The organism is Rhodococcus sp. 05-2254-6, from assembly GCF_002258565.1.
Taxonomy (GTDB): domain Bacteria; phylum Actinomycetota; class Actinomycetes; order Mycobacteriales; family Mycobacteriaceae; genus Rhodococcoides.
On the sequence record NZ_NOZF01000019.1, the window covers coordinates 26206 to 52094 of the forward strand.

At 65.4% G+C, this 25889-nt stretch carries 27 protein-coding genes; 17 read left to right on the forward strand and 10 right to left on the reverse strand.

Going from position 1 to position 25889, the window contains the following annotated elements:
* The first annotated feature begins 22 nt into the window (after nt 1-22).
* Genes CH256_RS02625 through CH256_RS02635 form a run of 3 tightly spaced genes read left to right on the forward strand, consistent with a single transcriptional unit; the run spans nt 23 to nt 1840 of the window.
* A complete protein-coding gene (locus tag CH256_RS02625; RefSeq protein WP_094668827.1) occupies nt 23-979 on the forward strand; it encodes an alpha/beta hydrolase in 957 nt (318 codons plus the stop codon).
* 17 nt (nt 980-996) lie between these two features.
* Nucleotides 997-1356, forward strand: a complete 360-nt coding sequence (locus CH256_RS02630) for a VOC family protein (RefSeq protein WP_068283804.1) — start codon at nt 997-999, stop codon at nt 1354-1356.
* Nucleotides 1357-1366: 10 nt separating this feature from the next.
* A complete protein-coding gene (locus tag CH256_RS02635) occupies nt 1367-1840 on the forward strand; it encodes an SRPBCC family protein (protein WP_094641229.1) in 474 nt (157 codons plus the stop codon).
* Here CH256_RS02635 and CH256_RS02640 read toward each other — a convergent pair.
* Entirely contained in the window at nt 1806-2687 is an 882-nt protein-coding gene (locus tag CH256_RS02640; protein WP_094668798.1) for a PE-PPE domain-containing protein, read from the reverse strand. The two genes, CH256_RS02635 and CH256_RS02640, sit on opposite strands and share 35 nt — an antisense overlap.
* Before the next feature lie 75 nt (nt 2688-2762).
* On the reverse strand, nt 2763-4130 hold the full coding sequence (locus CH256_RS02645) for a WS/DGAT domain-containing protein (RefSeq protein WP_094668799.1): 1368 nt from the start codon (nt 4128-4130) through the stop codon (nt 2763-2765).
* Between the two features lie 196 nt (nt 4131-4326).
* Between CH256_RS02645 and CH256_RS02650 the strand changes: the two genes are divergently transcribed.
* The gene (locus CH256_RS02650) at nt 4327-5679 is read left to right on the forward strand and encodes a sialidase family protein (RefSeq protein ID WP_143536505.1); all 1353 of its coding nucleotides are present in this window, start codon (nt 4327-4329) and stop codon (nt 5677-5679) included.
* A gap of 54 nt (nt 5680-5733) precedes the next feature.
* On the opposite strand, the gene CH256_RS02655 is transcribed toward CH256_RS02650, so the two are convergent.
* Together CH256_RS02655 and CH256_RS02660 are read right to left on the reverse strand one after the other, a co-directional pair.
* Nucleotides 5734-6555 (reverse strand): hypothetical protein, encoded by an 822-nt coding sequence (locus CH256_RS02655; protein WP_094668800.1) that lies wholly within the window; start codon nt 6553-6555, stop codon nt 5734-5736.
* A gap of 134 nt (nt 6556-6689) precedes the next feature.
* Nucleotides 6690-7268: a TerD family protein gene (locus CH256_RS02660; RefSeq protein WP_068052993.1), complete on the reverse strand. Its 579-nt coding sequence runs from the start codon at nt 7266-7268 to the stop codon at nt 6690-6692.
* 226 nt (nt 7269-7494) lie between these two features.
* On the opposite strand from CH256_RS02660, the gene CH256_RS02665 reads away from it, so the two are divergent.
* Nucleotides 7495-8244 (forward strand): DUF1906 domain-containing protein, encoded by a 750-nt coding sequence (locus tag CH256_RS02665; RefSeq protein WP_068052959.1) that lies wholly within the window; start codon nt 7495-7497, stop codon nt 8242-8244.
* A gap of 155 nt (nt 8245-8399) precedes the next feature.
* On the opposite strand, the gene CH256_RS02670 is transcribed toward CH256_RS02665, so the two are convergent.
* Complete coding sequence (locus CH256_RS02670; protein ID WP_068052996.1) at nt 8400-9260, reverse strand: Rv1157c family protein; 861 nt, start codon at nt 9258-9260, stop codon at nt 8400-8402.
* Between the two features lie 303 nt (nt 9261-9563).
* On the opposite strand from CH256_RS02670, the gene CH256_RS02675 reads away from it, so the two are divergent.
* A complete protein-coding gene (locus tag CH256_RS02675; protein WP_094668801.1) occupies nt 9564-10781 on the forward strand; it encodes a mannosyltransferase in 1218 nt (405 codons plus the stop codon).
* Here the strand turns inward: CH256_RS02675 and CH256_RS02680 are convergent.
* Entirely contained in the window at nt 10726-11043 is a 318-nt protein-coding gene (locus tag CH256_RS02680; RefSeq protein WP_068052965.1) for a 4a-hydroxytetrahydrobiopterin dehydratase, read from the reverse strand. The two genes, CH256_RS02675 and CH256_RS02680, sit on opposite strands and share 56 nt — an antisense overlap.
* Nucleotides 11044-11057: 14 nt before the next feature.
* On the opposite strand from CH256_RS02680, the gene CH256_RS02685 reads away from it, so the two are divergent.
* The gene (locus CH256_RS02685; protein WP_068052968.1) at nt 11058-11483 is read left to right on the forward strand and encodes a (deoxy)nucleoside triphosphate pyrophosphohydrolase; all 426 of its coding nucleotides are present in this window, start codon (nt 11058-11060) and stop codon (nt 11481-11483) included.
* On the opposite strand, the gene CH256_RS27905 is transcribed toward CH256_RS02685, so the two are convergent.
* Nucleotides 11449-11625 carry a hypothetical protein gene (locus CH256_RS27905; RefSeq protein ID WP_094609726.1) on the reverse strand — a complete coding sequence of 59 codons (177 nt, stop codon included), beginning with the start codon at nt 11623-11625 and terminating at the stop codon, nt 11449-11451. The two genes, CH256_RS02685 and CH256_RS27905, sit on opposite strands and share 35 nt — an antisense overlap.
* Nucleotides 11626-11800: 175 nt before the next feature.
* Here CH256_RS27905 and typA point away from each other — a divergent pair, with 175 nt between their 5' ends.
* The 6 genes from typA (at nt 11801) to CH256_RS02715 (ending at nt 17988) form a co-directional block, all read left to right on the forward strand.
* Entirely contained in the window at nt 11801-13738 is a 1938-nt protein-coding gene (gene typA, locus CH256_RS02695; protein WP_094668802.1) for a translational GTPase TypA, read from the forward strand.
* A gap of 106 nt (nt 13739-13844) precedes the next feature.
* A complete protein-coding gene (locus tag CH256_RS02700; RefSeq protein ID WP_094668803.1) occupies nt 13845-15626 on the forward strand; it encodes an ABC transporter family substrate-binding protein in 1782 nt (593 codons plus the stop codon).
* Nucleotides 15623-16303 carry a haloacid dehalogenase type II gene (locus CH256_RS02705; RefSeq protein WP_068053003.1) on the forward strand — a complete coding sequence of 227 codons (681 nt, stop codon included), beginning with the start codon at nt 15623-15625 and terminating at the stop codon, nt 16301-16303. Before CH256_RS02700 ends, CH256_RS02705 begins: the two co-directional genes overlap by 4 nt.
* Before the next feature lie 91 nt (nt 16304-16394).
* Nucleotides 16395-17288: an N-acetyl-1-D-myo-inositol-2-amino-2-deoxy-alpha-D-glucopyranoside deacetylase gene (mshB, locus tag CH256_RS02710; protein ID WP_094641538.1), complete on the forward strand. Its 894-nt coding sequence runs from the start codon at nt 16395-16397 to the stop codon at nt 17286-17288.
* Between the two features lie 43 nt (nt 17289-17331).
* A complete protein-coding gene (locus CH256_RS27910) occupies nt 17332-17490 on the forward strand; it encodes a hypothetical protein (protein ID WP_008714214.1) in 159 nt (52 codons plus the stop codon).
* 45 nt (nt 17491-17535) lie between these two features.
* Complete coding sequence (locus tag CH256_RS02715; protein WP_068052980.1) at nt 17536-17988, forward strand: hypothetical protein; 453 nt, start codon at nt 17536-17538, stop codon at nt 17986-17988.
* Here the strand turns inward: CH256_RS02715 and CH256_RS02720 are convergent.
* From CH256_RS02720 to CH256_RS02730, 3 genes are all read right to left on the reverse strand, one after another.
* Entirely contained in the window at nt 17915-18610 is a 696-nt protein-coding gene (locus tag CH256_RS02720) for a uracil-DNA glycosylase (protein WP_068052983.1), read from the reverse strand. The genes CH256_RS02715 and CH256_RS02720 overlap by 74 nt on opposite strands.
* Before the next feature lies 1 nt (nt 18611).
* Nucleotides 18612-20060 (reverse strand): PH domain-containing protein, encoded by a 1449-nt coding sequence (locus CH256_RS02725; RefSeq protein WP_256980878.1) that lies wholly within the window; start codon nt 20058-20060, stop codon nt 18612-18614.
* 77 nt (nt 20061-20137) lie between these two features.
* Complete coding sequence (locus CH256_RS02730) at nt 20138-20617, reverse strand: PH domain-containing protein (RefSeq protein WP_094668805.1); 480 nt, start codon at nt 20615-20617, stop codon at nt 20138-20140.
* A 220-nt stretch (nt 20618-20837) separates the two neighbouring features.
* Here CH256_RS02730 and CH256_RS02735 point away from each other — a divergent pair, with 220 nt between their 5' ends.
* The 4 genes from CH256_RS02735 (at nt 20838) to dapC (ending at nt 25718) form a co-directional block, all read left to right on the forward strand.
* Nucleotides 20838-23378, forward strand: coding sequence for a bifunctional FO biosynthesis protein CofGH (locus CH256_RS02735; RefSeq protein ID WP_256980871.1), 2541 nt, complete (start codon nt 20838-20840; stop codon nt 23376-23378).
* A gap of 36 nt (nt 23379-23414) precedes the next feature.
* On the forward strand, nt 23415-24173 hold the full coding sequence (locus CH256_RS02740) for a hypothetical protein (protein WP_094668806.1): 759 nt from the start codon (nt 23415-23417) through the stop codon (nt 24171-24173).
* A gap of 113 nt (nt 24174-24286) precedes the next feature.
* Complete coding sequence (gene fdxA / locus CH256_RS02745; RefSeq protein ID WP_008714223.1) at nt 24287-24610, forward strand: ferredoxin; 324 nt, start codon at nt 24287-24289, stop codon at nt 24608-24610.
* Between the two features lie 4 nt (nt 24611-24614).
* Nucleotides 24615-25718 (forward strand): succinyldiaminopimelate transaminase, encoded by a 1104-nt coding sequence (gene dapC / locus CH256_RS02750; protein WP_094668807.1) that lies wholly within the window; start codon nt 24615-24617, stop codon nt 25716-25718.
* Nucleotides 25719-25889: the final 171 nt, after the last annotated feature.

Sequence of the window (25889 nt, forward strand, 5' to 3'; positions counted from 1 at the left end):
TACGAACAAGGGGACAATGTTCATGCTGCATGGTCGGATACGAAGTCTGGTGCTCGCTGTAGTGGCGGTGTTGGTCGCCACGATGGCAACGGTGCTGATGGGGACCGGTGTGGCGAAGGCCGACTCCGAGCTCGTCTACGTCTACTCGCCGTCGATGGACAAGAACATTCCGGTCAAGGTGCTCAAAGCTGCAGGCGGCGGCCCCGCACCCACCCTGTATCTGCTCGACGGTCTGCGTGCGCCCGAGAACGACAACGGCTGGCTCATCGAGACCGACGTCGTGAGCTTCTTCGCCGACAAGCACGTCAACGTGGCCATCCCGTTCGGCGGCGGCGGCACCTTCTACTCCGACTGGCAGCGTGACGACCCCAAACTCGGACGCGTGAAGTGGGAAACCTTCCTCACCCAGGAGCTGCCTCCGTTCATGGCCGATCGCTTCGGCAGCGACAACGTCAACAACGCGGTGGCCGGACTGTCGATGAGCGGAACCTCGGCGCTCAACCTGGCCGCCCACCACCCCGACTTCTACAAGGCCGTCGCCTCGTTCAGCGGTTACCCGACCGCCAGCAGCCCCGGGTTCGCTCAAGGTATCGCCGTCGCCGTCGGCGAGATGGGCGGCAACGCTCGCAACATGTGGGGTACCTGGCCGTCCGCGGACTGGATCCGCAACGACCCGTCCCTCAACGTCGGTGCGCTGCGCAACACGGCAGTCTTCGTCTCCTCGGGAAGTGGCTCACCGGCCACGGACCCTGTGTTCAACCCGGCCAGCAGCAGCTTCGACCCGGTCAGGTTCGCGCAGATGGTGCCGCTCGAAACAGCCGCAGGCATGAGCAGCCGGGCATTCGTTCCGCTGCTGCAGGCTGTCGGTGGTCGACCCAACGTCAAGATCACCGGTACCGGCGTGCACTGGTGGAACCACTGGGAGCAGCACCTGCACGACGCATGGTTCGAGACAATCGCCCCTGCCGTCGGCGGCTGACAGCTACTCTTTCCGCCATGACGCCACCGCGGATCACCGTCGACTACACGGTGCTCGATTGCCCGGATCCAGCTGCGCTTGCCCGCTTCTACAGCACAATTCTCGGCTGGGAGCCTGCCGGCGACGACGGTGACTGGGTGGTGATTCACGGCCCGGGCGAGCTGCGGCTGGCGTTCCAGCGTGCGCCGGAGTTCACTCCGATCGACTGGCCGAACGACGGGATCAAGATCCACCTGGACCTCGTGGTCGACGACATGGAACAGGCCAGGGACTTCGTCGTCGACGCCGGGGCCGAACTCATCGACCACGCGCAGCCCTCGTTCTGGGTGTACCGCGATCCCGCGGGGCACATCTTCTGCCTGTGCAAAAGAGAATGAAGGAACCGTCATGGTCAGCGAAACCCACCCGGTACTCGTCGAGCGATCAGCCCTCGTCCGCGCCGACGCCGCGACCGTGCACGCTCTGATCGACAACTTTCACCATTGGCAACAGTGGTCGCCCTACGAGGGACTCGACCCTGGTTTGCAGCGAACCTACACCGGTCCCGACGCGGGAGTAGGGGCGTCGTACTCGTGGTCGGGTAACCGCAAGGCCGGCGCGGGGACGATGACCATCACCGAATCGATTCCCGAAGAACTGATCGTGCTCGACCTCGCGTTCACCAAGCCGTTCAAGAATCGGAACGTCACGGCGTTCCTGCTCGAGCCTGTCGCCGACGGGACCCGGGTGACCTGGCGTATGTCGGGAAAGCAGAGCAAGCTGTTCGCTCTGATCGGAAAAGTGTTCTCGATGGACAAGCTCGTCGGACCGGATTTCGAGAAGGGGCTCAGGCAGCTCGCCGTTGTGGCCGAGAAGGGCTGAGTCGGTTCTCCCGTAGATCCGCCTGCTCGCCGAGCCAGCGGGCGAGAACCTGGCAGCCGGTGAGGCCGTCTGCATAATCCTCGCGCGCATAAGCAATGTGTCGGCCACCGCCGGGGTTCGACCACTCGAATCGACGCCAGCGCATCGACTGCGGCAGATACCCGCCCAATTCTGCGGCCGCAGTGCGGAGGCGTCGAACATCTTTCGCCCACTGCGAGGGTCGAAGGCGCGTCCGGGTCGCGTTTTGGAAGCTGTTGCTGCGCAGTAATTTCAGTAGTTCACGCAGCCAGATTTTCGGAGTGCGAAACGACATCCATCGGGTCAGGTCGGCAACGTCGCGAATGAGACTGTCGTCGCTTGCGTTGCAGATCATGTCGGACTTCAGACCGATCCACTGAACCGGAATCGACTCGGGCAGAGCCGGACCCGCACCGGCGACGCCGCGCCCGGTGCAGCCGTCGACGGCACCCACCGGCTGCTGAGGATCCGACACCAGACCAGCGGCAACGATGCGGCTGCCGTCGATCGTCCCGTCGTGGACGAGACCGAGGACCTCGCGCACCACCGTCGCTCCCTGGGAGTATCCGATCAGCGCAATCGGCCCGGCAGTGCTCTCGAGTGTGCGGCGTAGACGCCGGACACCGATGTCTGCACTGTGCCGAAAGCACAGTCCACCGAGCGCGACCGGACCGTACGACGCCGGATAGCCGATCCAGCGGCCGACGAAGCGGTCGTCGAGCTCGCGGGTGACGCAGGCCAGCAGGCCCGTCACTCGTGTCCGGTGGTCGGACGGGTGTGATTCACCGGTACCCCCGACGGCGAGTACGGTGACCGTTTCCTGGCTCATGGCTGTCAGTCTGGTCGGGGAACCTGAGCCCGACGCCCGACAAATGCTGAGAACTGTCTGGCAGTTCGGTCCCGGTCAGGTCAGAGCAGTGCGTACCTCGTCGAGGGCGTCGCGAAGGAGTGCCTCGTACAGATCCGGGTCGGGTACGGCTGCGCTGTTCGACGTGATTCCGATGGTGACGGTATCGCCGATGCCGTGGACTCCGTGGGTCAGGCTCATGGCGGGGGACAGGGCCGGAAAACCTGCGGTGAATCGGACGCGGCCGCCGCCGAGCGTCAGGTCTGCAGCACCGCGCGAAACACTGGACACGACGGTGTTCCCGGTGACCATCGGAGGGGCTGCGGTCGGATCGAACTGCGCGACGCCCCATTCGGCCAGAAACGCCGGCACGTGTACTTCGACGTCGTCCTGTGAGGCGCGGGCTGCCCGCGACAGCGGATGATTCGCGCGAGCTCGGCGCGCAGCCAGATCGGCGGCGACGAGCTGACTGCGAGTACGAATGTCCGGTTCGGCGGGAAACAGTCCGACGCCGACGTTGCCGAAATTGTTTCGCGCGTCGGCTCGCTCATCCCTGGCGACGGTGACCTCGGCGGCCAGATCCGGACCGTCGCCGAGAAGCCGTTGCAGTGCAACGGATACTGCAGTCAGCACGAACGTGGTGACGGTGGTCCCGCCGGACTGCAGCTCGGTTTTCGGAAGCACGATGGTCCGCACCGACGTCCGGCCGGTGGGCGGCACGTCGAGGTCGGTCGGAGCGCGCGAAGGTGCGGGCGGGGGAATGTCGCCCGAATCGGTACCTCGCCCGAGGCTCAGCGCGTCGCGTCGGGCGCGGACACCGCCGCGAACCATCTGCGCCAGCCGAAGCGGAAGAGTTGCGGCGGCAACGATTGTGGATGCCGACTCAAACGCCGCACGAGGCTTTACTTGGACGCACGCCGGTGGGAGTGGATGCGTGCCGAACAGGTCGCGAGCAGCGCGCGCGGCCAGTGTTCCGTCGGCCGCCGCGTGCGAAAGCTGCAGCACGGCAACGAGGGCCGTGCCGCCTGGAGCGTCGACGATGTTCGGATACAGGTGCAGGTGCCACACGGACACTCGGGGGTCGACCTGACGTGCGAACGATGCAGCGATCGCCTCGAGGCACTCCGACCACGTGCTCGTTTTCCGATGGACGGAGATCGCGTCGGAGCGCGGGCCCGCCTCGGTCCAACGGGGATAATCGAGGCCGCACGCGACGTCACTGATGCGTCGACTCAGGACCTCGATGCGGCTGCCGCGCTCGTGCAATCGGGCCACCTCGGAATCGAGGTCTCCCGATCCGCTGGCGAAGCAGTACAGCAGAAACTGGTCGCTCGGAATCTTCGACGCCATCCAGTACGCACGCGCGTCGGTCGGATGCAGGCGGGTCGATCCGGGGCGGTTGTGGGCGGCTCGAACGCGGGGCACGCGTCGAGCCTATGCGTCCCTGTGTGAACCGGAAATCCACAGACTGGCTGGTCCCATTCTGTGAACTGTCACCAGGATGGGCCGAGGACTTCTTCGATTGCCTGGAGGTCCACCGGCGCCATGGGCGCTAGCCTGATCCAATGCATCGACCAGCACTGTGGCCGCGACGCCGCGGCGGCACCCAACGGCGGGTGTCGTGACGCCCAGAGTTGCCTCGGGCTATCGGGCTGGACTGCGTTCCTCGACCAACGCCGCCGCATCGGCCGACTTCGTCACCGACATCTCCTACACCGAGTACGGCTCCGCGGCCTGCACCCTCGGGGTCGCGGCGGACAACACCGTGTTCGTCGCACCCGCGTTCACCGTGGACGGCATCGGGGTACTGCGCTCGTCCGATTTCGGAAAGTCATGGCGTGCATCGGTTCCCGAGGGCCTGCGGCAGGGTCGGAATCGTCCGTATCTGTATTTCGACGACGTCGACGAGCGTCTGTTTCTGCACGCCGGACGATTCGACGCGGTGCCGCCCCATCAGATGCGAACGGGCTTCACCCTGGGGGTCAGTGACGATCGGGGCGAAACCTGGCGCACGCGCACAGTGGCATCGAAAGCCAGGATGGATGCCAAAGTGTTTGCCGGTCCGAGCAATTCACGGGCCGGAAGGGTTACGTATCTCTCCGCGCCCACGCCGTTCGCAGTACGTGTGCGGCCACTGATCAACGTCACCCGTCAGGTCATCTGGCGGTCCTTCGACGGCGGGGTGAAGTGGGAAGTAGCCGGTGGTTTCGACATCGATTCCAAGAACATCCCCGGATTGCCGAGTCGGGAGTACGTCTCGTTCGGTAAGGGTGTGGTCGGTCCGGACGGCACCGTCTACATCGGTGGCCGCTACGGTCGACGGTTCGCTGTGGCGGTCAGTCGCGACGAGGGTCTGACGTGGGACGTTCGGATGGTTCCGGGATCGGCGCTGGCGAAGTACCACAACGCAGTGCATTTTCTGCTGCTCGGTTCGCGCTATCTGCTGCCGGAGTCGATGGCCGTCGACGACGACGGAAACGTGTACGCGGTGTGGCCGGACCGCGACGGATTGCTGCATGCTTCCTGGTCCTCGGACGGCGCGGCGAATTGGTCGAGGCCGGTGGTGGTGTCGGCACCGGGAGTGCGCGACGCCCGCTTCGGCGCGATCACCGCCACCGGGTCCGGGCGGGTGGGCATCGCATACTACGGACGCGAGAAGGGGCGTGCCTTCCACGGCTTCATCGCGCAGTGCCGCGACTTCCGTACCGGCAGCCCGGTGTTCGTCGGCGGTAAGTACAACGAACCCGATGCACCGCTGTTTCCCTACGGATTCTGCAGTGGCGTTGCGGGTTTCGGTTTGGGTCGCTCACTCAACGAGATAGTCCGCGTGCATTTCGCCCCCAACGGTGACCTCGTGACCGGGGCCGCGATGCAGATGCGGGGACGAAACAGGCAACGCCCCTGGGCGGCGCGCTCGCAACACACCGAGATGCAGGCGGTCCTGGGACGGCTGGGTCGCATCGTCAGGGCATAGACGAAAGGCCCTGCAGCGCTGTGCTGCAGGGCCTTTCGTGGTCTTGCTTACCTACTAGGCGACGTTGATCATGCCGACTGTGGGGAAGAAGAAGCAGCTCTTGTCCGAACCGTCGAGGGCCTTGTGGTTCACCGTGCCGAACACCGCGGCCAGAACGGTTCCCGATCCGGTTTCGACGGGTACGGCGCGGGCACCGGCGGCAGGCAGCGAGTCGATCGCTCCGATGACGAACGGCCGAACGATGTCCTTCGCGGCGTCGGGCACACCGGAATTGGTGAGGATCGAATCGGCGAGAGTGGTTGCCAGGCCGCCGAAGTCGGCGAATCCGCCCTGCAGGGTGTTGACGTTGAACCAGGCGACCTGCATCCCGGTCTTGTTCTCGGAATCGTTCACGATTCCGGCCGGGACGAACGCGAACATCGTCTCGCCCTTGTCGACTGCATTGAGCTCGGGAATCTGGATGGACGGCAGGAACGGCAACGTGGGGATGGCAGGCGCGGTCAGCTGCGGCCACGGTCCTGCCGCTCCGCCTGCGACACCGGGAACGATGCCGAGGGGCGAGCCCGCCGTTGCGGAGCAGTTGATCGCTGCGGTGGGGTAGAAGAACGGCGTGATGCCGAAGTCGGTGAGGGCTTTGTTGGCTGCGTTCAGTGCGGCGAACGGATCGACGTTCGCATCCTCGGCGACCGGGGTACGTGAGTCGGCGATCGCGGTCGCGGCGTCGAGCGAGGCACCACCCTGTCCCTGCAGTGCGGCGATCGCCTGCGCCGGCGGATCGGCCGGTGCCGGATCCGCTGCGGCAGTGGCGGGAACAGCGAGCAATGCCGCGCAGGAGAGCGCGAGCGCGCCCGCCAGACGGCTGAGGCGACGAGACATGTGTGACTCCTGTGACTGATGTGGCTTATGTTGCGGTTGCGCTGATATCACCACACATCATCTCGACGTCACAAGCTCAGAAAGATTCCGTTGTTCAATCGAGACGGTCCCAACAAGCCGGGCTGTGACTGCCGTCACCCCACGTCGATGCCGAAGTCGCGCACGATTCCCTCCAGCCCCGAGGCATAGCCCTGGCCGATGGCGCGGAACTTCCATTCGGCCCCGCGTCGGTACAGCTCGCCGAACACCATCGCGGTTTCGGTGGAGGCGTCCTCGCTGAGGTCGAAACGGGCGAGTTCGCGCCCATCGGACTTGTCGACCACGCGAATGAAGGCGTTGACGACCTGACCGAAGTTCTGGCCAAGGGCGTCGGCGTTGTGAATGGACACCGGGAAGACGATGGAGTCCACTTCCGGGGTCAGGGCAGCCAGGTCGACATCGATGCTCTCGTCGTCACCTTCGCCCTCGCCGGTCCGGTTGTCGCCGGTGTGCTCGATGGCACCGTCGGGGGAGCGCAGGTTGTTGTAGAAGACGAAGTAGCTGTCGCTCAGTGCTTTCTTCGTGGTGCGAAGTCCGATGGCGCTTGCGTCGAGATCGAAGTCTCCGCCGGTGGTGGCGCGGACATCCCAGCCGAGTCCCACGCTCACCGCCGTCAGATTCGGTGCTTCTTTGGTCAGCGAGACATTTCCACCCTTGGCAAGCGTTACGCCCATGTCCATCCACTCCTCAGCGCGTTCGTCCGTGCGTCGTCCTCCCCACCATATTCATGTTCGTGACGTGGGTGCGCGAGGTGCTCGTGTGAAGCCGGAGGGGAACGGGGTGGGTGTGAGCAGTGGGGCTGGCGGTACCGATGGGATTGTGGTGGGATACGACAAACGATGGAAGATAGCAGTGGTTGTGCGATTTATCGGGTAGGCGCGCCGCCGCGATCGAACGACGATGGAGATTTTTGTGCAGGTTTCGCGACGTGAACTGTTCAAGTACGCCGCCGCGGGGTCCGCGGCCGCCGTCGGATTGGTTGCGTTGGGTTCGACGACCGCGCACGCCGACGCCGGGCTCGGCACACTCGTCGACTACTCGGGTGGGGTGCCATCGGCATCCGCGATCAAGAATGCCGGTCACCTCGGAGCTGTCCGCTACGTGTCCGATCGGCGACCGGATGCGAACTGGATGATCGGGAAGCCGATGCGCAAGTCCGAGGCCGATGCCTTGACATCCGCGGGCCTGGAAGTGGTCTCGAACTACCAGTTCGGTAAGGGGGCCACTTCCGATTGGCGTGGCGGGTACGCAGCGGGCGTGAAGCACGCAGAGCGAGGCCTCGAGCTCCACCTCGCCGCCGGTGGTCCGGCAGACCGCCCGATCTACGCGTCGATCGACGACAACCCCACCGCTGTGGAGTTCGCAACCCTGATCGCGCCGTACATCCTGGGCTGGCAGTCGGTGATCGGAGCCGAGAACACGGGAATCTACGCCAATTCACCGACCATCGAATTGGCCTCGGTCGCAGGCCTCGGCCGGTGGTATTGGCAGCACAATTGGGGAACGCCGAAGGGCTTCGTTCATCCCGACGCGCACATTCATCAGATCCGAATCGACAAGGATTTCGTGGGCGGAGTCAAAGTCGACATCAACAATATTCTGAAGGCTGATTACGGGCAGTGGTCGAAATCTGCCGCTGACATTCTCTGAAACAACATCGATGTAATTCTTTTCCGACAATCTACGAATGCAGCACGGCATTCGGAGAACCCGTGCATATTCTTTCCGAATTCACCCCACGAACAGTTCGCCCCCGGCTTCTCGCGGAAGCCGGGGGCGAAGTGCGTCAGTAGTGCAGATACGAGCTACGGGACGTAGACCGTACCGATGGTGGGCAGGAAGGTGCAGCTGCGCGGTGCTGCCGCCGGGTCTTCCTTCGACTGCGTGGTGATCGAACCGGAGACGACCGAGAGAACGCGTCCGGGGCCGGTGTCGGCGATCGCGGACAACGTCGCCGGACCGTCGGTGTTGATCATGGATGCGCCGGTGAGATCCTGGGTGCCCGAGCGACGGTTGTCGATGTTGAGCCAGGTCACCGTCAGAGGAGCTGCCTGCTCGGCGGCAATCGGGGCGGTGCCGAGAGCGGTGAAGACGAAGCCGGCCTGACCTGCGCCGGGTCCGGGAGGCGGCAGGGTGGCTGGGCCGGGTACGGCCAAGGCGGTTCCGACGGAATCGGCGGTGTCGGAGATGCATCCCACGCCGAGCGTCGGGTACAAGAACTGGGCGATGACGGGTCCGTCGGACGGCAGTTCAGGTCCGCCGCCGCCGGAGCCGTCCAGGAACGTGATGACCCGTTCGAGCAGGGACTTGACCTGGTCCGGCAGCTGCGCCGTCTCGAGCAGCGCGCGGGCCTGACCGAGCAGGTCGGCGGCCGGGGCGGCTCCCACGTCGGCAGGTCCGGCTGCGGCACCGACGATGGCCGGTGCGAACGAGGCGAGTGCTTCCACCTCGGCCAGGTTGGGCATCGGCTCACCGGGGGCGGGAAGGAACTGAGCGATCAGAGCAGCGGGATCGGCCGGTGCTGCGGGCAGATCTGCCGGTGCCATCGGCACCAACGGCTGTGCGGATGCGCTGGTCGGCACGACTAGTGCGGCGGCTGCGGCTACGGCGAAAGCTGTAACTACGCGACGCGTTCCGCGGGTACGAAGCACGGTGATATTCCCCATTCTGATCATGACGCGGGCCCACGGCGACAGCCGGTGCTCGAGGGGTCACTCTATGTAGCGCAATCCCCGATGTACAGCTGTTGTCGATCGAGCCCTCCCCCGTCGCATCTATGCCAGGGCAGTCTATTGGTCACACGCTGCGAATTCTCCGCAGACGCACACGATAACCTGTTACTGAAGTTGTCAGTGTGAAAGGTGATGCAAATGTTACCCGGGTGCATCGGTGGTTGGGGCGCGTGAGCTGAGCCCTATAAGCTCGACGATCGATACACGGCATCGATACCGAACGGAACCGCACGCACAGTGAACCGACTTGTTCGGCTGGCCCCCGTTCTGCTCGCGGTCTCGGTGATCAGCCGATTCGTCTGGGCCTTCGCGACGCCCAACGGTATGAACCTCGTTGACCTGCACGTCTACGTCGACGGCTCCGCGACACTTATCGGCGGAAATCTGTACGACTACACGTACTCGGTGCAGACCCCGGACTTCCCGCTCCCGTTCACGTACCCGCCTTTCGCCGCGCTCGTGTTCTTTCCGCTGCACTATCTGCCGTTCACGCTGGTCGGAGTGCTCTGGCAGGCCGCGACCATGATCGCGCTGTTCGCCGTGGTGAAGCTGACGCTGTCGATGGTTCTGGGCGACGAGCGTGCCGCCGAGCCGCGCTGGGTGCGTATCGCGATGCTGTGGACCGCGCTTGGTCTGTGGTCCGAACCCGTTCGAACGACCCTGGACTACGGCCAGGTCAACGTGTTCCTGGTGCTGCTGGCGATTGTCGCGGTACGCAGCAGCAGATGGTGGGTGGCAGGCGGGCTGGTCGGGTTCGCTGCCGGAATCAAGCTGACCCCGGCCATCACCGGCCTGTACTTCCTGGCCACTCGGCGGTGGAAGGCAGCGGCGTTCTCGGCAGTGGCCTTCGCCCTCACCGTCGCGGTCAGCTACGCGGCGCTCGGACACCAGGCGGCCACCTACTTCACCACGCTGCTCGGCGATGCCGACCGAATCGGCCCCGTCGGCTCGGTCTGGAATCAGTCCCTGCGGGGCGCGCTCAGCCGGATCGCGGGGGAGGACGTCGGGCAGGGGCCGGTGTGGCTCGCCGCCGCCGTACTCGCGACAGGACTTGCGATCGCGGCATGGCGGGCGATCGGGCGCGAGGACCATCTGGGCACGCTGGTGATCGTGCAGCTCCTCGGCCTGCTGATCTCGCCCATCTCGTGGTCGCATCACTGGATCTGGGTGATCCCGATGGTGATCTGGCTGGTGCACGGGCCGCTACGCGACGTCGCCGGGTCGAAGATCGTCGCGGGCTACTGGTTGGTGACGGTCACCGTGGGTGTGCCGTGGCTGCTCAGCTTTTTCCAGGAATCGATCTGGACCATTCCCCGTCCCGGCCTCGAGGCGTGGGCCGGTGCGGTCGATGTCGTCGGAGCGGCCCTGTTCCTGGGCTGGGTCGTCTATGCCGGACGCATCAAGTCGCAATCAGGGCATCGATCCGACGCGCCAGATCCACATCCTTCTGTGTGAGCCCGCTGACCTTCTTCTGGGTCGTTCCTGCAGGCTCCACTCCCGCGCTGTGCGTCGAGAGCGTGAACGTGAGCGTCCGCCATCTGATGTCGATGTCGGGGTGATGATCCGCCTCTTCCGCGGCCTCGGCCACGCGGTTCACCGCCTGGATCGCCGCTGGAAACGACGCCAGTTCGACGGTGCGCGTCAGCGATTTCCCGTCCACGGTCCATTCGGCGAGTCGGGCGTCCTCGATGTCTCGGTCGGTCAGCAGTTCGGTCATAGAAAGATGGTGGCATGTCCGGTACCCCCGCCGCTGTGGTTGTCGCAGCCGCATTGACGCACCAGGGCAGGCTGCTGCTCGCCCAACGAACTCGTCCGCCCGAGCTGGCCGGCCGGTGGGAACTGCCCGGCGGCAAGGTGGAGCCGGGGGAGTCGGAGGACGCGGCCCTGGTGCGCGAGCTGCGTGAGGAACTGGGAGTGGAGTGCTCGATCGGCGCGGCGCTCACCGGCGACGTCGACCTGCCCGGCGGTCTCGTGCTCCGCGCGTACCGGGCCTGCCTCATCTCGGGAGTTCCTGCAGCACTTGAACATTCGGCTCTACGGTGGGTGGACGCAGAAACCCTGCCGACGATGGATCTGGTCGATGCCGACCGACTCTGGATGCCCGAGTTGCAGGAAATTCTGCTCACTTCGCCCGAGCGGTCTTCAGGCCTTTCTTGAGGTCTTTCTTGGTCGCGCCCGCGGATTCCAGCTTCTTCATTCGCATGATCACGACGGGGCATTTGATGCAACGAACCTTCTTGCGGCAGCATTTTTTCTTGGGCTTCATCCCCGAGACATCTGCGGCCTTTATCTTGCCCATGAGCACCAAGACTAATGGGTGGCGCAGGTCACAGACCTGAGGGTGGCGCGGGGCACTGCCGAACTACGGGTAAACTCGATCAGTCGCGAGAACCTCGCGGTGCAGCGCGCTTCTCTAGCGACATAAGCCCGCTAGCGAACAAGAGCCCGCATTCGACTCCAGGAGAATTTTTCGCGTGAGCGCCCCAAGCAGTGCAGACAACATCGACAGCACCACCACTTTCCGCAACGTCGCCATCGTTGCACACGTCGACCACGGCAAGACCACCCTGGTCGACGCCATGCTTCGACAGTCCGGCGCGTTCGAGGAACGTGCCGAAGCGATCGACCGCGTCATGGACTCGGGTGACCTCGAAAAAGAAAAAGGCATCACGATCCTGGCCAAGAACACGGCCGTCCACAAGCGCAATGCCGACGGCACCATCACCGTCATCAACGTGATCGACACCCCCGGCCACGCCGACTTCGGCGGAGAGGTCGAGCGCGGCCTGTCCATGGTCGACGGTGTCGTCCTCCTCGTCGACGCATCCGAGGGCCCGCTTCCGCAGACCCGCTTCGTGCTCCGCAAGGCGCTCGCCGCCTCGCTGCCGGTGATTCTGGTCGTGAACAAGACCGACCGTCCCGACGCGCGTATCGAAGAGGTCGTCTCGGAGAGCCACGATCTGCTCCTCGACCTCGCGTCCGACCTGGACGACGAGGCATCCGAAGCCGCCGAGCTGGCGCTGGACCTTCCGGTTCTCTACGCCTCCGGCCGTGAAGGCAAGGCCTCGAAGGTTCAGCCCGAGAACGGCCACGCCCCCGACGCCGAGAACCTCGACGAGCTCTTCGAGGTCCTGCTCAGCTACGTCCCCGCGCCCAAGGGCAACGTCGACGCTCCGCTGCAGGCGCACGTCACCAACCTCGACGCGTCGGCCTTCCTCGGCCGTCTCGCCCTGGTCCGTATCCACAACGGACAGCTCTCCAAGGGCCAGACCGTGTGCTGGATGCGTGAGGTCGACGGCGAGCCCGTCGTCCAGAAGGCCAAGATCACCGAGCTGCTCAACACCATCGGCGTCGAGCGCGTGCCCGGCGAGAAGGGTGTTGCAGGAGACATCGTCGCCGTCGCAGGCTTCCCGGACATCATGATCGGCGACACCCTCGCCGACCTCGAGAACCCGGTTGCCCTGCCGCGCATCACCGTCGACCAGCCGGCCATCTCGGTCACCATCGGCACCAACACGAGCCCGCTCGTCGGACGCGTCAGCGGCCACAAGCTGACCTCGCGCATGGTCAAGAGCCGTCTGGACCAGGAGCTCATCGGTAACGTCTCGCTCAAGGTCCTCGACATCGGTCGCCCCGATGCCTGGGAGGTCCAGGGTCGTGGCGAGCTCGCTCTCGCCATCCTCGTCGAGCAGATGCGTCGTGAGGGCTTCGAGCTCACCGTCGGCAAGCCCCAGGTGGTCACCCAGACGGTCGACGGCAAACTGCACGAGCCCTTCGAAGAGCTCATGGTCGACACACCGGAGGAGTACCTCGGCGCGGTCACTCAGCTGCTCGCCGCACGCAAGGGCAAGATGGTCCAGATGACGAACCACGGCGCAGGCTGGGTTCGCATGGAATTCATCGTTCCGTCGCGTGGCCTGATCGGTTTCCGCACCGAGTTCCTCACGGACACTCGCGGTACCGGCATCGCCAACGCCGTCTTTCACGGCTACGCGCCGTGGGCCGGCGAGATCCGCGCCCGCCACACCGGTTCGCTCGTGTCGGACCGTCACGGCACCGTCACTCCGTTCGCGATGATCCAGCTGGCCGATCGCGGCACGTTCTTCGTCGAGCCGGGCGCAGACACCTACGAGGGCATGGTCGTGGGCATCAACCCGCGTCAGGAAGACCTCGACATCAACGTCACCCGCGAGAAGAAGCTGACCAACATGCGTCAGTCCTCCGCAGACGTCATGGAGACCCTGGCCAAGCCCAAGAAGCTGGACCTGGAAATGGCCATGGAGTTCTGTGCTGGCGACGAGTGCGTCGAGGTGACCCCCGAGGTCGTCCGCGTCCGCAAGGTGCACCTCGATTCCAACGAGCGCGCTCGTGAGCGTTCGCGGAGCAAGACTCGCGACAAGGCTGCTCTCTAAGACTCACTTCGTGCGGCAGAAGCGACGTGTCACCCTTGTGGGGCGCGTCGCTTCTGTCGCACAAGGTAGCCGACTACGAAGGAGATCCTCGTTGCGCAAGGTGCTGATGCCGACGGTTCTGGTTTCTGCCATCGCTCTGGTACTCACCGCGTGCACTGCGGATCCCCCGCCCCCGATCGAGAGCATCGAGACCACGGTCAGCACCACGATGGTGCCGGCGAAGACCGGTGACCCGGTCGTCGTCGCCATCGACGATGTCGGCATCGGCTTCAACCCCCATCTTCTGGCAGATCAGTCGCCTGCCACTGCCGCGGTCGGTTCGCTGGTACTGCCCAGCCCGTTCCGTCCCTCGCGCGACCCGGACACCGGGGTGACGACCTGGGAACCGGACCTGTCGCTGTTGATCTCGGCCGAGGTGACGTCGCAATCGCCGTTCACCATTCGCTATCAGCTGCGCAACGAGGCCCAGTGGTCCGACAGCGCGCCGATCGCCGCCGAGGATTTCCGCTACCTGTGGCAGCAGATGACCACTCAGCCCGGCGTCGTCGATCCGGCCGGGTACGCCTTGATCGACGACGTCGCATCCTCGGGCGGTGGCAAGACGGTCGACGTGACACTCTCGGCACCGTACCCGGCCTGGCAGCGACTGTTCGCCGATCTGGTGCCCTCGCATCTGCTCAAGGACTCACCCGGCGGTTTTCAGGGCGGCCTGACGGACAATGTGCCGGTCTCCGGTTCTCGGTTCAACATCAAGACCGTCGACCGGGGTCGGGACGAGATTCTGCTCGAACGCAACGACCGATTCTGGGGCGAGCCCGCATCACCCGACCAGATCCTCATCCGCCGCGGGGGCACCTCCGCGCAGCTGGCCGATTCACTGCGGTCCAGTGACGCTCAGATCGCCCAGGTTCGTGGCGACTCGGCCCTGCGAGCCCAACTCTCGGCAATTCCCGGCGTGCGGACCGACACCATCCGGCAATCCCGAGTGCTGTCGATGACGGTCAACGGGCGAGCGCCGAACATGTCGAATTCGATTGTGCGACAGGGGATACTGGGTCTACTCGACCCCGATCTGCTGGCGACGGTCGGAGCCGGCGGTGGCGCGACGGATCGCCGGGCTGCAGCGCAGCTGTCCTCGCCGTCCGACCCCGGATACACCGCGACGGCACCGGCCCCCATCGGCAGAACAGCTGCCCTCCAACTGCTCGAACGGGCCGGGTTCGTACCGACACCCGATGCCGTGGTGACATCGACCCCGAACCCGAGCGCGCCGACCACCGCCGCTCCGACGACAAGTCCTGACCCGACGGCCACCAGCGCTCCGGGCCCGAGTGTCACCAGGCTTGCGGACGCGACCGGCACCGCGTTGCGGTTCGTGATCGGTGCCGTCGAGAACGACGACATCGCGCTCGCGGTCGCCGGAACGGCCGCAGACGAACTCGTCGGCGCAGGCATCGATGCGACCGTGACCCCACTTCCCGCCGACGAGCTGTACTCGACGGCGTTGACCGACGGAACCGTCGACGCGGTGGTCGGATGGACCAGCGCGGGAGTCGACCCCGCCACGGCCCTCGCCTCCCGGTTCGGCTGCGTCGACGAGCCCGCCGACAGCAGCGGCGACGGCGTCGAGATACCGCGAAATCTGTCCGGTCTGTGTGTTCCGGAACTGCAACCGACGATCGACAGGGCACTGGTGAGCGGTCTCGAGTCCTCCGTGGCCAGAAACGACGTCGAGCCGAGGCTGTGGTCGCTGGCGTCGACGCTGCCGATCATGCAGGACGCGTCCGTGGTGGCCGCCGTACCCGGCATCACCGGCGTCTCGCTGACCGGCCCGGTCGAGGTCGGGATCTTCGCCGACGCTCCGCAGTGGATGCGGACGCCCCGGTGACTCGCATCGATCGCCCCGCCGTCATCGTGTTCGACGTGAACGAGACGTTGTCCGACATGTCCACGATGCCGGCACGGTTCGCCGACGTGGGCGCTCCGCCGCACTTGTTCGCGACGTGGTTCGCGGGCCTGCTCCGTGACGGCTTCGCGTTGGCAGCAGCGGATGCTGCCCAGCCCTTCGCCGTCATCGGTTCCGGTTCGCTTCGTACGCTGCTGTTCGACACCGCCTCGAACTCGGATCTGGACGCCGCGGTGGACCACATCATGGGTGGTTTCGCGGAGCTCGACGTTCATTCCGATGTGGTCGAGGGAGTGACTGCTCTGGCAGCACTCGGCATCCGGCTGATCACTCTGAGCAACGGTTCGGTCCAGGTGGCACAGACTCTGCTGGACAAGGCCGGAGTGCGCGAGACTTTCGAGTCGTTGCTGTCGGTGGAGGCCGCCGGTCGATGGAAGCCGCACGCGGACTCCTACCGCTACGCACTCGAACAGTGCGGCGCGAAGCCCGAGGACGCCATGCTCGTCGCGGTTCATCCCTGGGACATCGACGGCGCGCATCGTGCAGGCCTGGCGACCGCCTGGATCCATCGCGACGGCGGGCCGTACCCGGATTACCTTGCTGCACCCGATGTGACGGCACTATCGCTGCCGCATCTGGCGCAGCTGCTCGGCCGATGACAGCAGTGATGCCGATGCCGGCAGTGACACGGACGACAGAACGAACGGCGAGTAACCAGCGATGACAGGGCAGGCAATGACGGATCAGGCGATGACGGAGCCACAGCGGTTGCTCCTGGTACACGCGCATCCGGACGACGAAACCATCACCACCGGCGGCACCATCGCGCATTACGTCCGCGCCGGGGCCGAGGTCACGGTGCTCACCTGCTCGCTCGGCGAGGAGGGAGAAGTGATCGGTGAGACATGGGCCGATCTGGTGGTCGATCGCGCTGATCAGCTCGGCGGCTACCGGATCCTGGAATTGCACCGCGCGCTCGCTGCCCTGGGCTGCAACCCGCCGCGCTTTCTCGGCGGTGCCGGACGCTGGCGGGATTCCGGGATGGCAGGGACGTCGGCGGCTCGCAAACCGCGCGCATTCGTCAACGCGGACCGTGACGAGGCCCTCGGAGCGCTCGTGGCGGTCATGCGGGAGCTCCGGCCGCAGGTCGTCGTCGGTTACGACCCCGAGGGCGGGTACGGCCACCCCGATCACCAGCAGGTGCACTCGCTGGTGACCGAGGCCGTCGAGATCTGCGGAACCGAGGTCTACCCCGTTGCCGGAGCGCCGTGGGAGGTGTCGAAGTTCTACTGGACCGTCACCGGACACGATCAACTGCAGTCGGGTCTCGCCGCGATCGACGAGCTTCCGGCCGGATGGCGACTGCCGGTCGACGGTGAGCTGCCCAGCGTCCCGGAAAGCACGATCACCACCAGTATCGACATTCGGGGCGTGCTCGACGCCAAGCGGGAAGCACTGCGCGCACATGCGACTCAGGTGACCGTCGCGCCGTCGGGCAACGAGTACGCACTGTCCAACGACATCGCCCAGCCGATATTGCTCGACGAGCAGTACGTGCTCGTGCGGGGCGAATCCGGCAGCGATGCGACGGGCAGGGAGACGGACCTTTTCGCAGGCGTACTAGGCTGTGCTTCGCATCACTGAATGACCACGGCATCGATCTCACCACAGCAGGGGCGGAACACACATGTACAACTGGGTAGTGCAGGACGCCATCGTCGCGTTCGTCGATTCTCTCAAGCCGCAGTTCGGCGCACAGGCAGATCTGTACCAGTACGTTCTGGGTCAGATCGCCATGGGCGCGAGCAATCTGCTCACCTCGCTCGGGTACCCGCCGGTTTCCTGAGTGCCGGCGCACTGAAACAACCAGGGTCAAGGCAGTATTGGGCGCATGATCTCGAAAGCTGCATCCAATACTGTCGCCCTGGTGTCCTGGGCGACGGTCGCAGTGCTGGTGTTCGACGGCTTTCTGTCCGGAATTCTGTCGGTCTTCTTTCTCCCGACCTACCTCGGTTCGGTGCAATTCCCCGTCAGCGCACTGCTCGGCGGAGTTGCCAACGTCGCGTTGATCCTGGCGGCGCGCAAGGTCGCCGAGCGGCCGCTCTGGGTGGCGTCACCCTTGATCGGATGGTTCGCCGCGGTTCTGCTGTGCATGTTCGGCGGGCCTGGCGGCGACGTTCTCCTGCTCGCCGATTGGCGCACCATGCTGCTGATCGTTGCCGGAGCGGGCCCCGCGGGAGTGCTGCTGTTCATGTTCCGGATGAAGGCGATCACAGCAAGCGTGCATGCCGACCCGCATCCCGCAGTACGTCCTCGATCATCGTCGGAGTCAACAGTCCGGTGAAGGTGTTTCGCTGGCTGACGTGATAGCTGGCGAACACGGTGATCGAGCCCAGATCGAGCTTGGCTCCATGCCCGAACTTCGGTGCAGGCCTTGGTATCTCCCATCCATTGGCCGCCAGTATGGGCAACAGGGACTGCCAGCCGAAGGCACCGAGAACGAGCACCGACCGTAGCGTCGGGCGCAGCAACCGCAACTCGTCGTCCAGCCAGGGCCTGCATGCATCTCGCTCGGCGGGAGTCGGCTTGTTCTGCGGTGGAGCGCAGTGCACCGGCGCGGCAATGCGAACTCCGTTGAGCGCCAACCCGTCTCCGATATGTGTGGCGGTGGGTTGGTTGGCCAAACCGACCGCATGCATCGCGCGATAGAGAACGTCCCCGCTTCGGTCTCCGGTGAACATCCGGCCGGTGCGGTTGCCGCCGTGCGCTGCCGGGGCCAGCCCGACGATCAGCATGGCCGCGTCGGCGGGTCCGAAACTGGGAACCGCTCTGCCCCAATATGTTTCGTTCGCAAAAGCGGCTCGCTTCTCGAGCGCGACCTGCTCGCGCCATTGCACCAGACGCGGGCAGGCGCGGCATTCCGACACTGCGAGGTCGAGTTCCTCGATGCTCTGCGGCCGCGTCATGTCAGGTTCGGTGCAGCCAGATGTCCCCGGCACCAGGGGTGACGGCGTCGATCATCGCCCACGCGTTCTCGATGGGGATGTCGATCACCTCGTAGTGGCCGACGCCGGCCGGAGTAGCCGCGACGATGGTGGCCACCCCGGCGCGACGCTGGAAGAACGTCTGCCGCACCGTCCAGCCGATGATGCCTGCGGCCTCGAGGCTGTGCCGACTCCTGTCGAGCGAGCCGTGTCGGGTGATGAGCCAACCGGGCAGTACCGCGTGGCCGAGTCCACGGAAGCGATCGTGCGCGAGCCCGAAGGCGGCGAGGAACAACACCCCGAGCGTGATCCAGGCGAGTATCGGGATGGGCGCGCCGACGTACTGCGCGATTGAAAGGCCGGCCGCGATGACCACCACCGGCAGCACCGCCCGGGTGTAGCGGCGACGCCGCGCCGCAGGTCCGTGCTGCAGCAGGGGGCGGTCGGCACCGCCGTGCAACCCGGCGTCGCCGAGGACCGTGGTCATCATGCGGAGTGCCTCGGCGCGCGGGGCCTGGGGGAGCAGCAGCGACGATTCCTTCTTCTCGGCGCTGACGCCGGTCATGATGGCGTCGAGCCTGGCACCTTTCACCGCGCGCAGCAGCAGTGGCTCGGACAGTGACGTGCCGCGCAGCCGCTTGCGATCGAGTGTCGACTGACGGGTCCGCAGCAGTCCGTGACTGACGTGCAGCGTGCGCCCCTGATCGGTGACCGTCAGGTTGGCGTAGGTCAACAGGTAGCGAACGCACGCGAAGATGCTCGACACGACCAGCAGCGCAATCAGGGCCACGACCACGAACAATGCGATTCCCAGTTGCTCTGCGGAATCGATACTGTTGGAGACCACCGAGGACTCCGCCAATGTTCGCCCGAGTCCGTACTGGAACAGCACACCGACGGCCGCGGCGATGGTGACGATGCCGGTGATGGAGAACGGTGCGAACCGCACCCACGAGAACTGCCAGTGAGCGATCTCCACTTCGGGCCCCGATGCCGCCGTCGGCATCCCGTCGGACGTCGGTATCTGTCCAGAGACCCGCTGCAGCAGATCTCCACGAAGCGCAGGCACCAGTGACGTGTCGAGAGCGTTGAGCTCGAAGGCCTCGCCGTTGCCTGCTTGTCGGCCGGTGCCGATACGCAGGATGGACAGCCCCAGCACCCGGTGCAGAACGTTGGCCTCCACATCGACCGACCGAATCCTGTTGCGCGGAATGGACAGAACTTTCTTCTGCAGCACCCCGCTGCGCAGCTGCACGTGCACCGGACCGATCCGGTAACTGGTGGTGAACCACCGCAGGATCGCGAACACCACGACGACCACGAGAATGCCGAGACTCCAGTAGTGGTTACCGCTCTGGCTGCCGACGAAGAACGAGATCAGCAATACGGGCAGGAGCTTGATGCCCTCGTTCACCGGATGTACCAACAACATTCGCTTGTCCAGGCGCAGCCACGGTTGCTCCTCCTCGACGGCCAGCAGTTCTGCCTGATCCTGAGGGTCACCGACGGTCACGTTGCGTCTCCGACGGTACGGCCGGCGATGTCGGTGAGTCGCGCGACCGTCTTGTCCGCGACTTCCTGGTCGAGCGCCGTGATCTTCACCGCGCCGGCAGAGGACGCCGTCGTGACCGTGACCGTGGCCAACCCCAGCAGGCGATCGAGAGGTCCGCGCTCGGTGTCGACTGTCTGTACCCGCGAGATCGGTGCGATGCGTCGCTCCTGGCTCAGCCAGCCGGTGCGGGTGTAGACCGCGGTGTCACTGATCTCCCAGCGATGCACGCGATACCGCCACTGGGGCACGATCGCGATGTGCAGCACAGCGAGCACGACCGAGGCGACGAAGACGGCCACATGCGGCCAGGTCGTCCAATTCGAGTCGACGATTGCCCACACGATCTGGGCGACGAAGATCGGTACCCACAGCAGACCGGCACTCAGAGCCCAGAGCAGACGTGCGCGCGGAGACGGTTGCCACTGTGGATCGGTCATCGTTGTCACGGGTACAAACCTATGGGTGTCGTTTGGTATCCACCACCCCGGAGCCTGCGGAGCGACCCGAGTAGCCGGGAGTGGAGCCTGCGGAATGACCTAGCAAGCCGGGAGTGGAGCCTGCGGAATGACCTAGCAAGCCGGGAGTGGAGTCTGCGGAACGACCCGAGTAGGGGAGGGGCGGGTGGCACGTGCGTACCAGGAAGCGCATGATCGACTGGTGACTTCGTTGCCTGACACCGCTCCAGCTGCTTCTGCCATGCGCCGCGTTCTGCGTCGTGCCCGGGACGGAGTCTCGTTGAACGTCGACGAGGCGACGGTTCTGCTGTACGCGCGTGGGGACGATCTGGTGGATCTGATGGCGTCGGCTGCGCGGGTTCGTGATGCGGGGCTCGAGTCGGCGGGGCGTCCGAAGACGGTGTCGTACTCGCGAAAGGTGTTCGTACCCATCACCCGGTTGTGCCGCGACAAGTGCCACTACTGCACGTTCGTCACGGTCCCGGGCAAGCTCAACGCTTCCGGGCACGGGATGTTCATGGACCCCGACGAGATCATCGACGTCGCCCGCAAGGGTGCCGCGCTGGGCTGCAAGGAAGCGCTGTTCACTCTCGGCGACCGGCCGGAGGAGCGGTGGCCCGAGGCCAAGGCGTGGCTCGACTCGCGCGGCTACGACTCCACGCTCGACTACGTGCGCGCCATGTCGATCAGGGTGCTCGAGGAGACCGGTTTGCTGCCGCACCTCAATCCCGGAGTGATGTCGTGGCAGGAACTCTCGCGCCTCAAGCCGGTCGCCCCGTCGATGGGGATGATGCTCGAGACCACCTCGCGTCGGTTGTTCGAGGAGAAGGGGCAGGCGCACTACGGCAGTCCGGACAAGGATCCCGAGGTTCGCCTGCGCACGCTGACCGACGCGGGACGGCTCAACATTCCGTTCACGACCGGCATTCTGGTCGGTATCGGCGAGACGCTGCGTGACCGCGCCGAGTCGATCATGGCAATTCGCAAGGTGCACAAATCTTTCGGGCACGTGCAAGAAATCATCGTGCAGAACTTCCTGGCCAAGTCCGATACCGCGATGCGGTCCGTTCCCGACGCCGGTCTCGAGGAATTCCTGGCGACGATCGCGGTGACGCGGATGGTGGTCGGCCCGTCGATGCGGATTCAGGCTCCGCCGAACCTGGTGGCAGCGGAGGAGACCGCAGCGTTGCTGGGCGCAGGCGTCGACGATTGGGGCGGGGTCTCGCCTCTGACCCCCGATCACGTCAATCCCGAGCGGCCGTGGCCGAACCTCGACACCCTGGCGGAACTGTCCGACAAGGCGGGCTACCGCTTGGTGGAACGTGTTGCAGCGCAGCCGCAGTACGTCCTCGCCGGTGCTCCGTGGATCGATCCGCGGATATCGGCGCACGTGCGGGCGCTGGCCGATCCCGAAACGGGCATGGCGCGCGAGAACGTGAACCCGACGGGGCTGCCGTGGCAGGAGCCGGACGAGGAGTGGGAGTCCTCGGGCCGCGTCGACCTGAACACCGAGATCGACACCCAGGGGCGTAACACCGAGACGCGTTCGGATTTGGCGAATGCGTTCGGCGACTGGGATTCGATCCGCGAGCAGGTGCGTGATCTCGCGGGCCTCGAACGGGTGGACCGGGACCTGGTCTCGGCGTTGACGGCTGCGGAGAAGGACCCGGCCGGGTTGTCCGACGAGCAGTACCTCGCGCTCGCGACCGCCGAGGGCCCGGGAATGGACGCTGTCGCTGCCCTCGCCGACGATCTGCGCAAGCAGGTCAACGGAGACACCGTCACCTACGTGGTGAACCGGAACATCAACTTCACCAACATCTGCTACACCGGCTGCCGTTTCTGCGCGTTCGCTCAGCGCAAGGGTGACGCCGACGCATTCACGTTGTCCACCACCGAGGTCGCCGATCGGGCGTGGGAAGCGCACGTCGTCGGGGCCACCGAGGTGTGCATGCAGGGCGGGATCGACCCCGAACTGCCGGTGACGGGTTACGCCGATCTGGTTCGCGCGGTCAAGGCCAAGGTGCCGTCGATGCACGTGCACGCCTTCTCTCCGATGGAGATCGTCAACGGGGCATCGCGGGGCGGTCAGTCGATCCGTGAGTGGCTCACCGAACTCCGGGCCGCCGGGCTGGACTCGATCCCGGGAACGGCCGCGGAGATTCTCGACGACGAGGTCCGCTGGGTACTCACCAAGGGCAAGCTGCCCGCGGCCGAGTGGATCGAAGTGATCACCACCGCGCACGAGGTCGGTCTGCGGTCGAGTTCGACGATGATGTACGGCCACGTCGACAATCCGTCGCACTGGGTCGGCCATCTGAACGTGCTCAAGAAGATCCAGGACAAGACCGGTGGGTTCACCGAGTTCGTGCCGCTGCCGTTCGTGCACCAGTCCTCGCCGCTGTATCTGGCCGGGGCCTCGCGACCCGGCCCGACCAACCGGGACAACCGCGCCGTGCATGCTTTGGCCCGGATCATGCTGCACGGCCGAATCGACAATATTCAGACCTCATGGGTGAAATTGGGAATCACGGGTACACAGGCGATGCTGAACGGGGGCGCGAACGATCTGGGCGGGACCCTGATGGAGGAGACGATCTCACGCATGGCGGGTTCGCAGAACGGTTCGGAGAAGACCGTTGCGGAACTGCACGAGATCGCCGACGGCATCGGACGACCGGTTCGTCAGCGCACCACCACGTACGGCCCGGCTCCGGCGGTGTCCGTTGCCGGCCTGATCTGACCCTCGGGGTCACTCTCGAAATGGAGCTTGTCTGACATGGACGACCGTCGCGTCGCCGCGGTGCTGAGCAGTGCCGTCGCCATCATCCATCCCGTGCTCGACATCCTCGCGACACGCGACCCGATAGGGCTCAAGGGCAGGACGTTCCGCGAGTCCTCTGCGGATGATTCGACCCTCGACAACGTCATCGATTTCCTCGCGAAGGCCTTCGACACCACCGACTTCCCGGGCACCGCAGGCTGGGAGAAGCTCAGCAGTGACGCTCGGTCGCAGTGGTGGGTCAATCGCATCGGAGCTCTCAACACCGTTGCCGTCGCGTTTCCCGGTGTGTTCGGCATCCTGGTCAACCGCCTGCCGATCCAGGATCTGCTCGGGTTCGCCAACCAGGCGATGGTGCTCGTCGCCGTGGCCCGTGAATCAGGGGTGACCGACCGCGAGACGCATGTGGCGCTACTCGGTTCGGTGCTGTGCAAGCGCGACCTGACGTCCCTGGCCGACAGTGCTCCGGCGAAGAAGGAAGAGTCCCCCAAGTCGGGTCCGTTCGCGCTGCTGCGAGGCATGTGGCAGATCGCCAACGTGCTGCGCGACGTCGCGGGTGAGCTGGAGAAGCGTCCGCATCCTCGTGGCATCTACCGCGTGCTCGGTGCCATCCCGGTCGTCGGTGGTGTCGCCGGATACTTCGGCGAGCGAGGCGCGCTCTCTCGTGCCGCCAAGCAGGGCCGCAAGTGGCTTGCGGCCCACAAGAAGGCCTCGAACCTCGGGGCCGACTCGCCCGCGAAGCAGCTGCGGCGATAGCCGATCGAGCCAGGTGAGGTCACCCTGGTCGGTTTGCTCCAGGTTCGGACCGCGATACTAGGATGCTCAGGGCGCGCGAGCGCCCACGATCGATACAGGAGGGGAGAGCAGCAGTGACCTACTCGATTGCAGAACCGTGCGTAGATGTACTGGACAAAGCGTGCATCGAAGAGTGCCCGGTGGATTGCATCTACGAGGGTAACCGAATGCTGTACATCCACCCCGACGAATGCGTCGACTGCGGAGCCTGCGAGCCCGTGTGCCCCGTCGAGGCCATTTTCTACGAGGACGACGTGCCCGAGCAGTGGAGCGCATACGTCGGTGCCAACGTCGACTTCTTCGACGACCTGGGATCTCCCGGCGGCGCTGCGAAGCTCGGCAAGACCGACTACGACCCGCCGTTCATCAAGGCTCTGCCTCCCATGGGCGAGAACTGACGCCTTGGCACGCAGAGCGGTGGCAGCGGCGCTGCCCGATTTTCCATGGGACTCGTTGACCGCTGCCAAGGAGAAGGCGTCGGCGCACCCGGGCGGCATCGTCAACCTGTCGGTGGGTACACCGGTGGATCCGGTTGCGCAGGTGATCCGTACGGCCTTGAATTCCGTTGCGGGCGAGCCCGGTTACCCCACCACGGTCGGTACCGTCGCGTTGCGCGAGGCCGCGGTGGCCGCGCTCGAGCGTCGGTACTCGATCACCGGTCTCTCGCCCGACGCGGTGCTCCCGGCCATCGGCACCAAGGAAATGATCGCCTGGCTGCCGACGCTGCTCGGCCTGGGAGCCGACGACCTGGTTGTCATCCCCGAATTGGCCTACCCCACTTACGAAGTGGGGGCACTGCTGGCGGGCGCGCGAATTATGCGAGCCGACGGGTTGTCGCGTCTGGGCCCCGAGCGGGCGTCGCTGATCTTCGTCAATTCACCGTCCAACCCGTCCGGCAAGGTGCTCGGAGTCGAGCATCTCCGCAAAGTCGTCGAGTGGGCCCGCGAGCGTGACGCCATCGTCGTCTCGGACGAGTGCTACCTGGGACTGACCTGGGACGCCGAAGCGGTCTCCGTGTTGGATCCGCGCGTGTGCGACGGCGATCACACCAATCTGCTTGCGGTGCACTCGCTTTCGAAGACCTCGAATCTGGCCAGCTACCGCGCCGGCTTCGTCACCGGCGACGCATCCCTGGTTGCCGAGTTGCTCGAGGTACGCAAGCACGCGGGCATGATGGTGCCGTTGCCGATCCAGGCCGCCATGACCGCCGCACTGGCCGACGACGAACACGAGAACATCCAGCGCGAGCGTTACCGATCACGCAGGACTGTATTGAAGGAAGCCGTCGAAGCAGCCGGATTCACCGTCGACCACTCCGAGGCCGGGCTGTACCTGTGGGCGACGCGGGGCGAAGCGTGCCGCGACACCGTCGACTGGCTCGCCGAACGCGGCATCCTCGCTGCACCGGGAGAGTTCTACGGTCCGAACGGTGGACAGCACGTGCGCATCGCACTCACGGCCACGGACGAACGCATCGAGGCTGCGGCGGATCGCCTGCGCGGGTAGTCGGGTTTCTCTGGTGCGCTGAGTGTCCACTATTCGGTTCGGCGAACGGGATTCCGCTTCTCGATGAGAATTGTGGACACTCACGTCAGTTGGACCCAACTCGAACCGGGTGTTCTCATGTACCCATGACCCTCAGCCTGCTGCTCAGCTTCGCCGGTGTGTGCTTTCTGC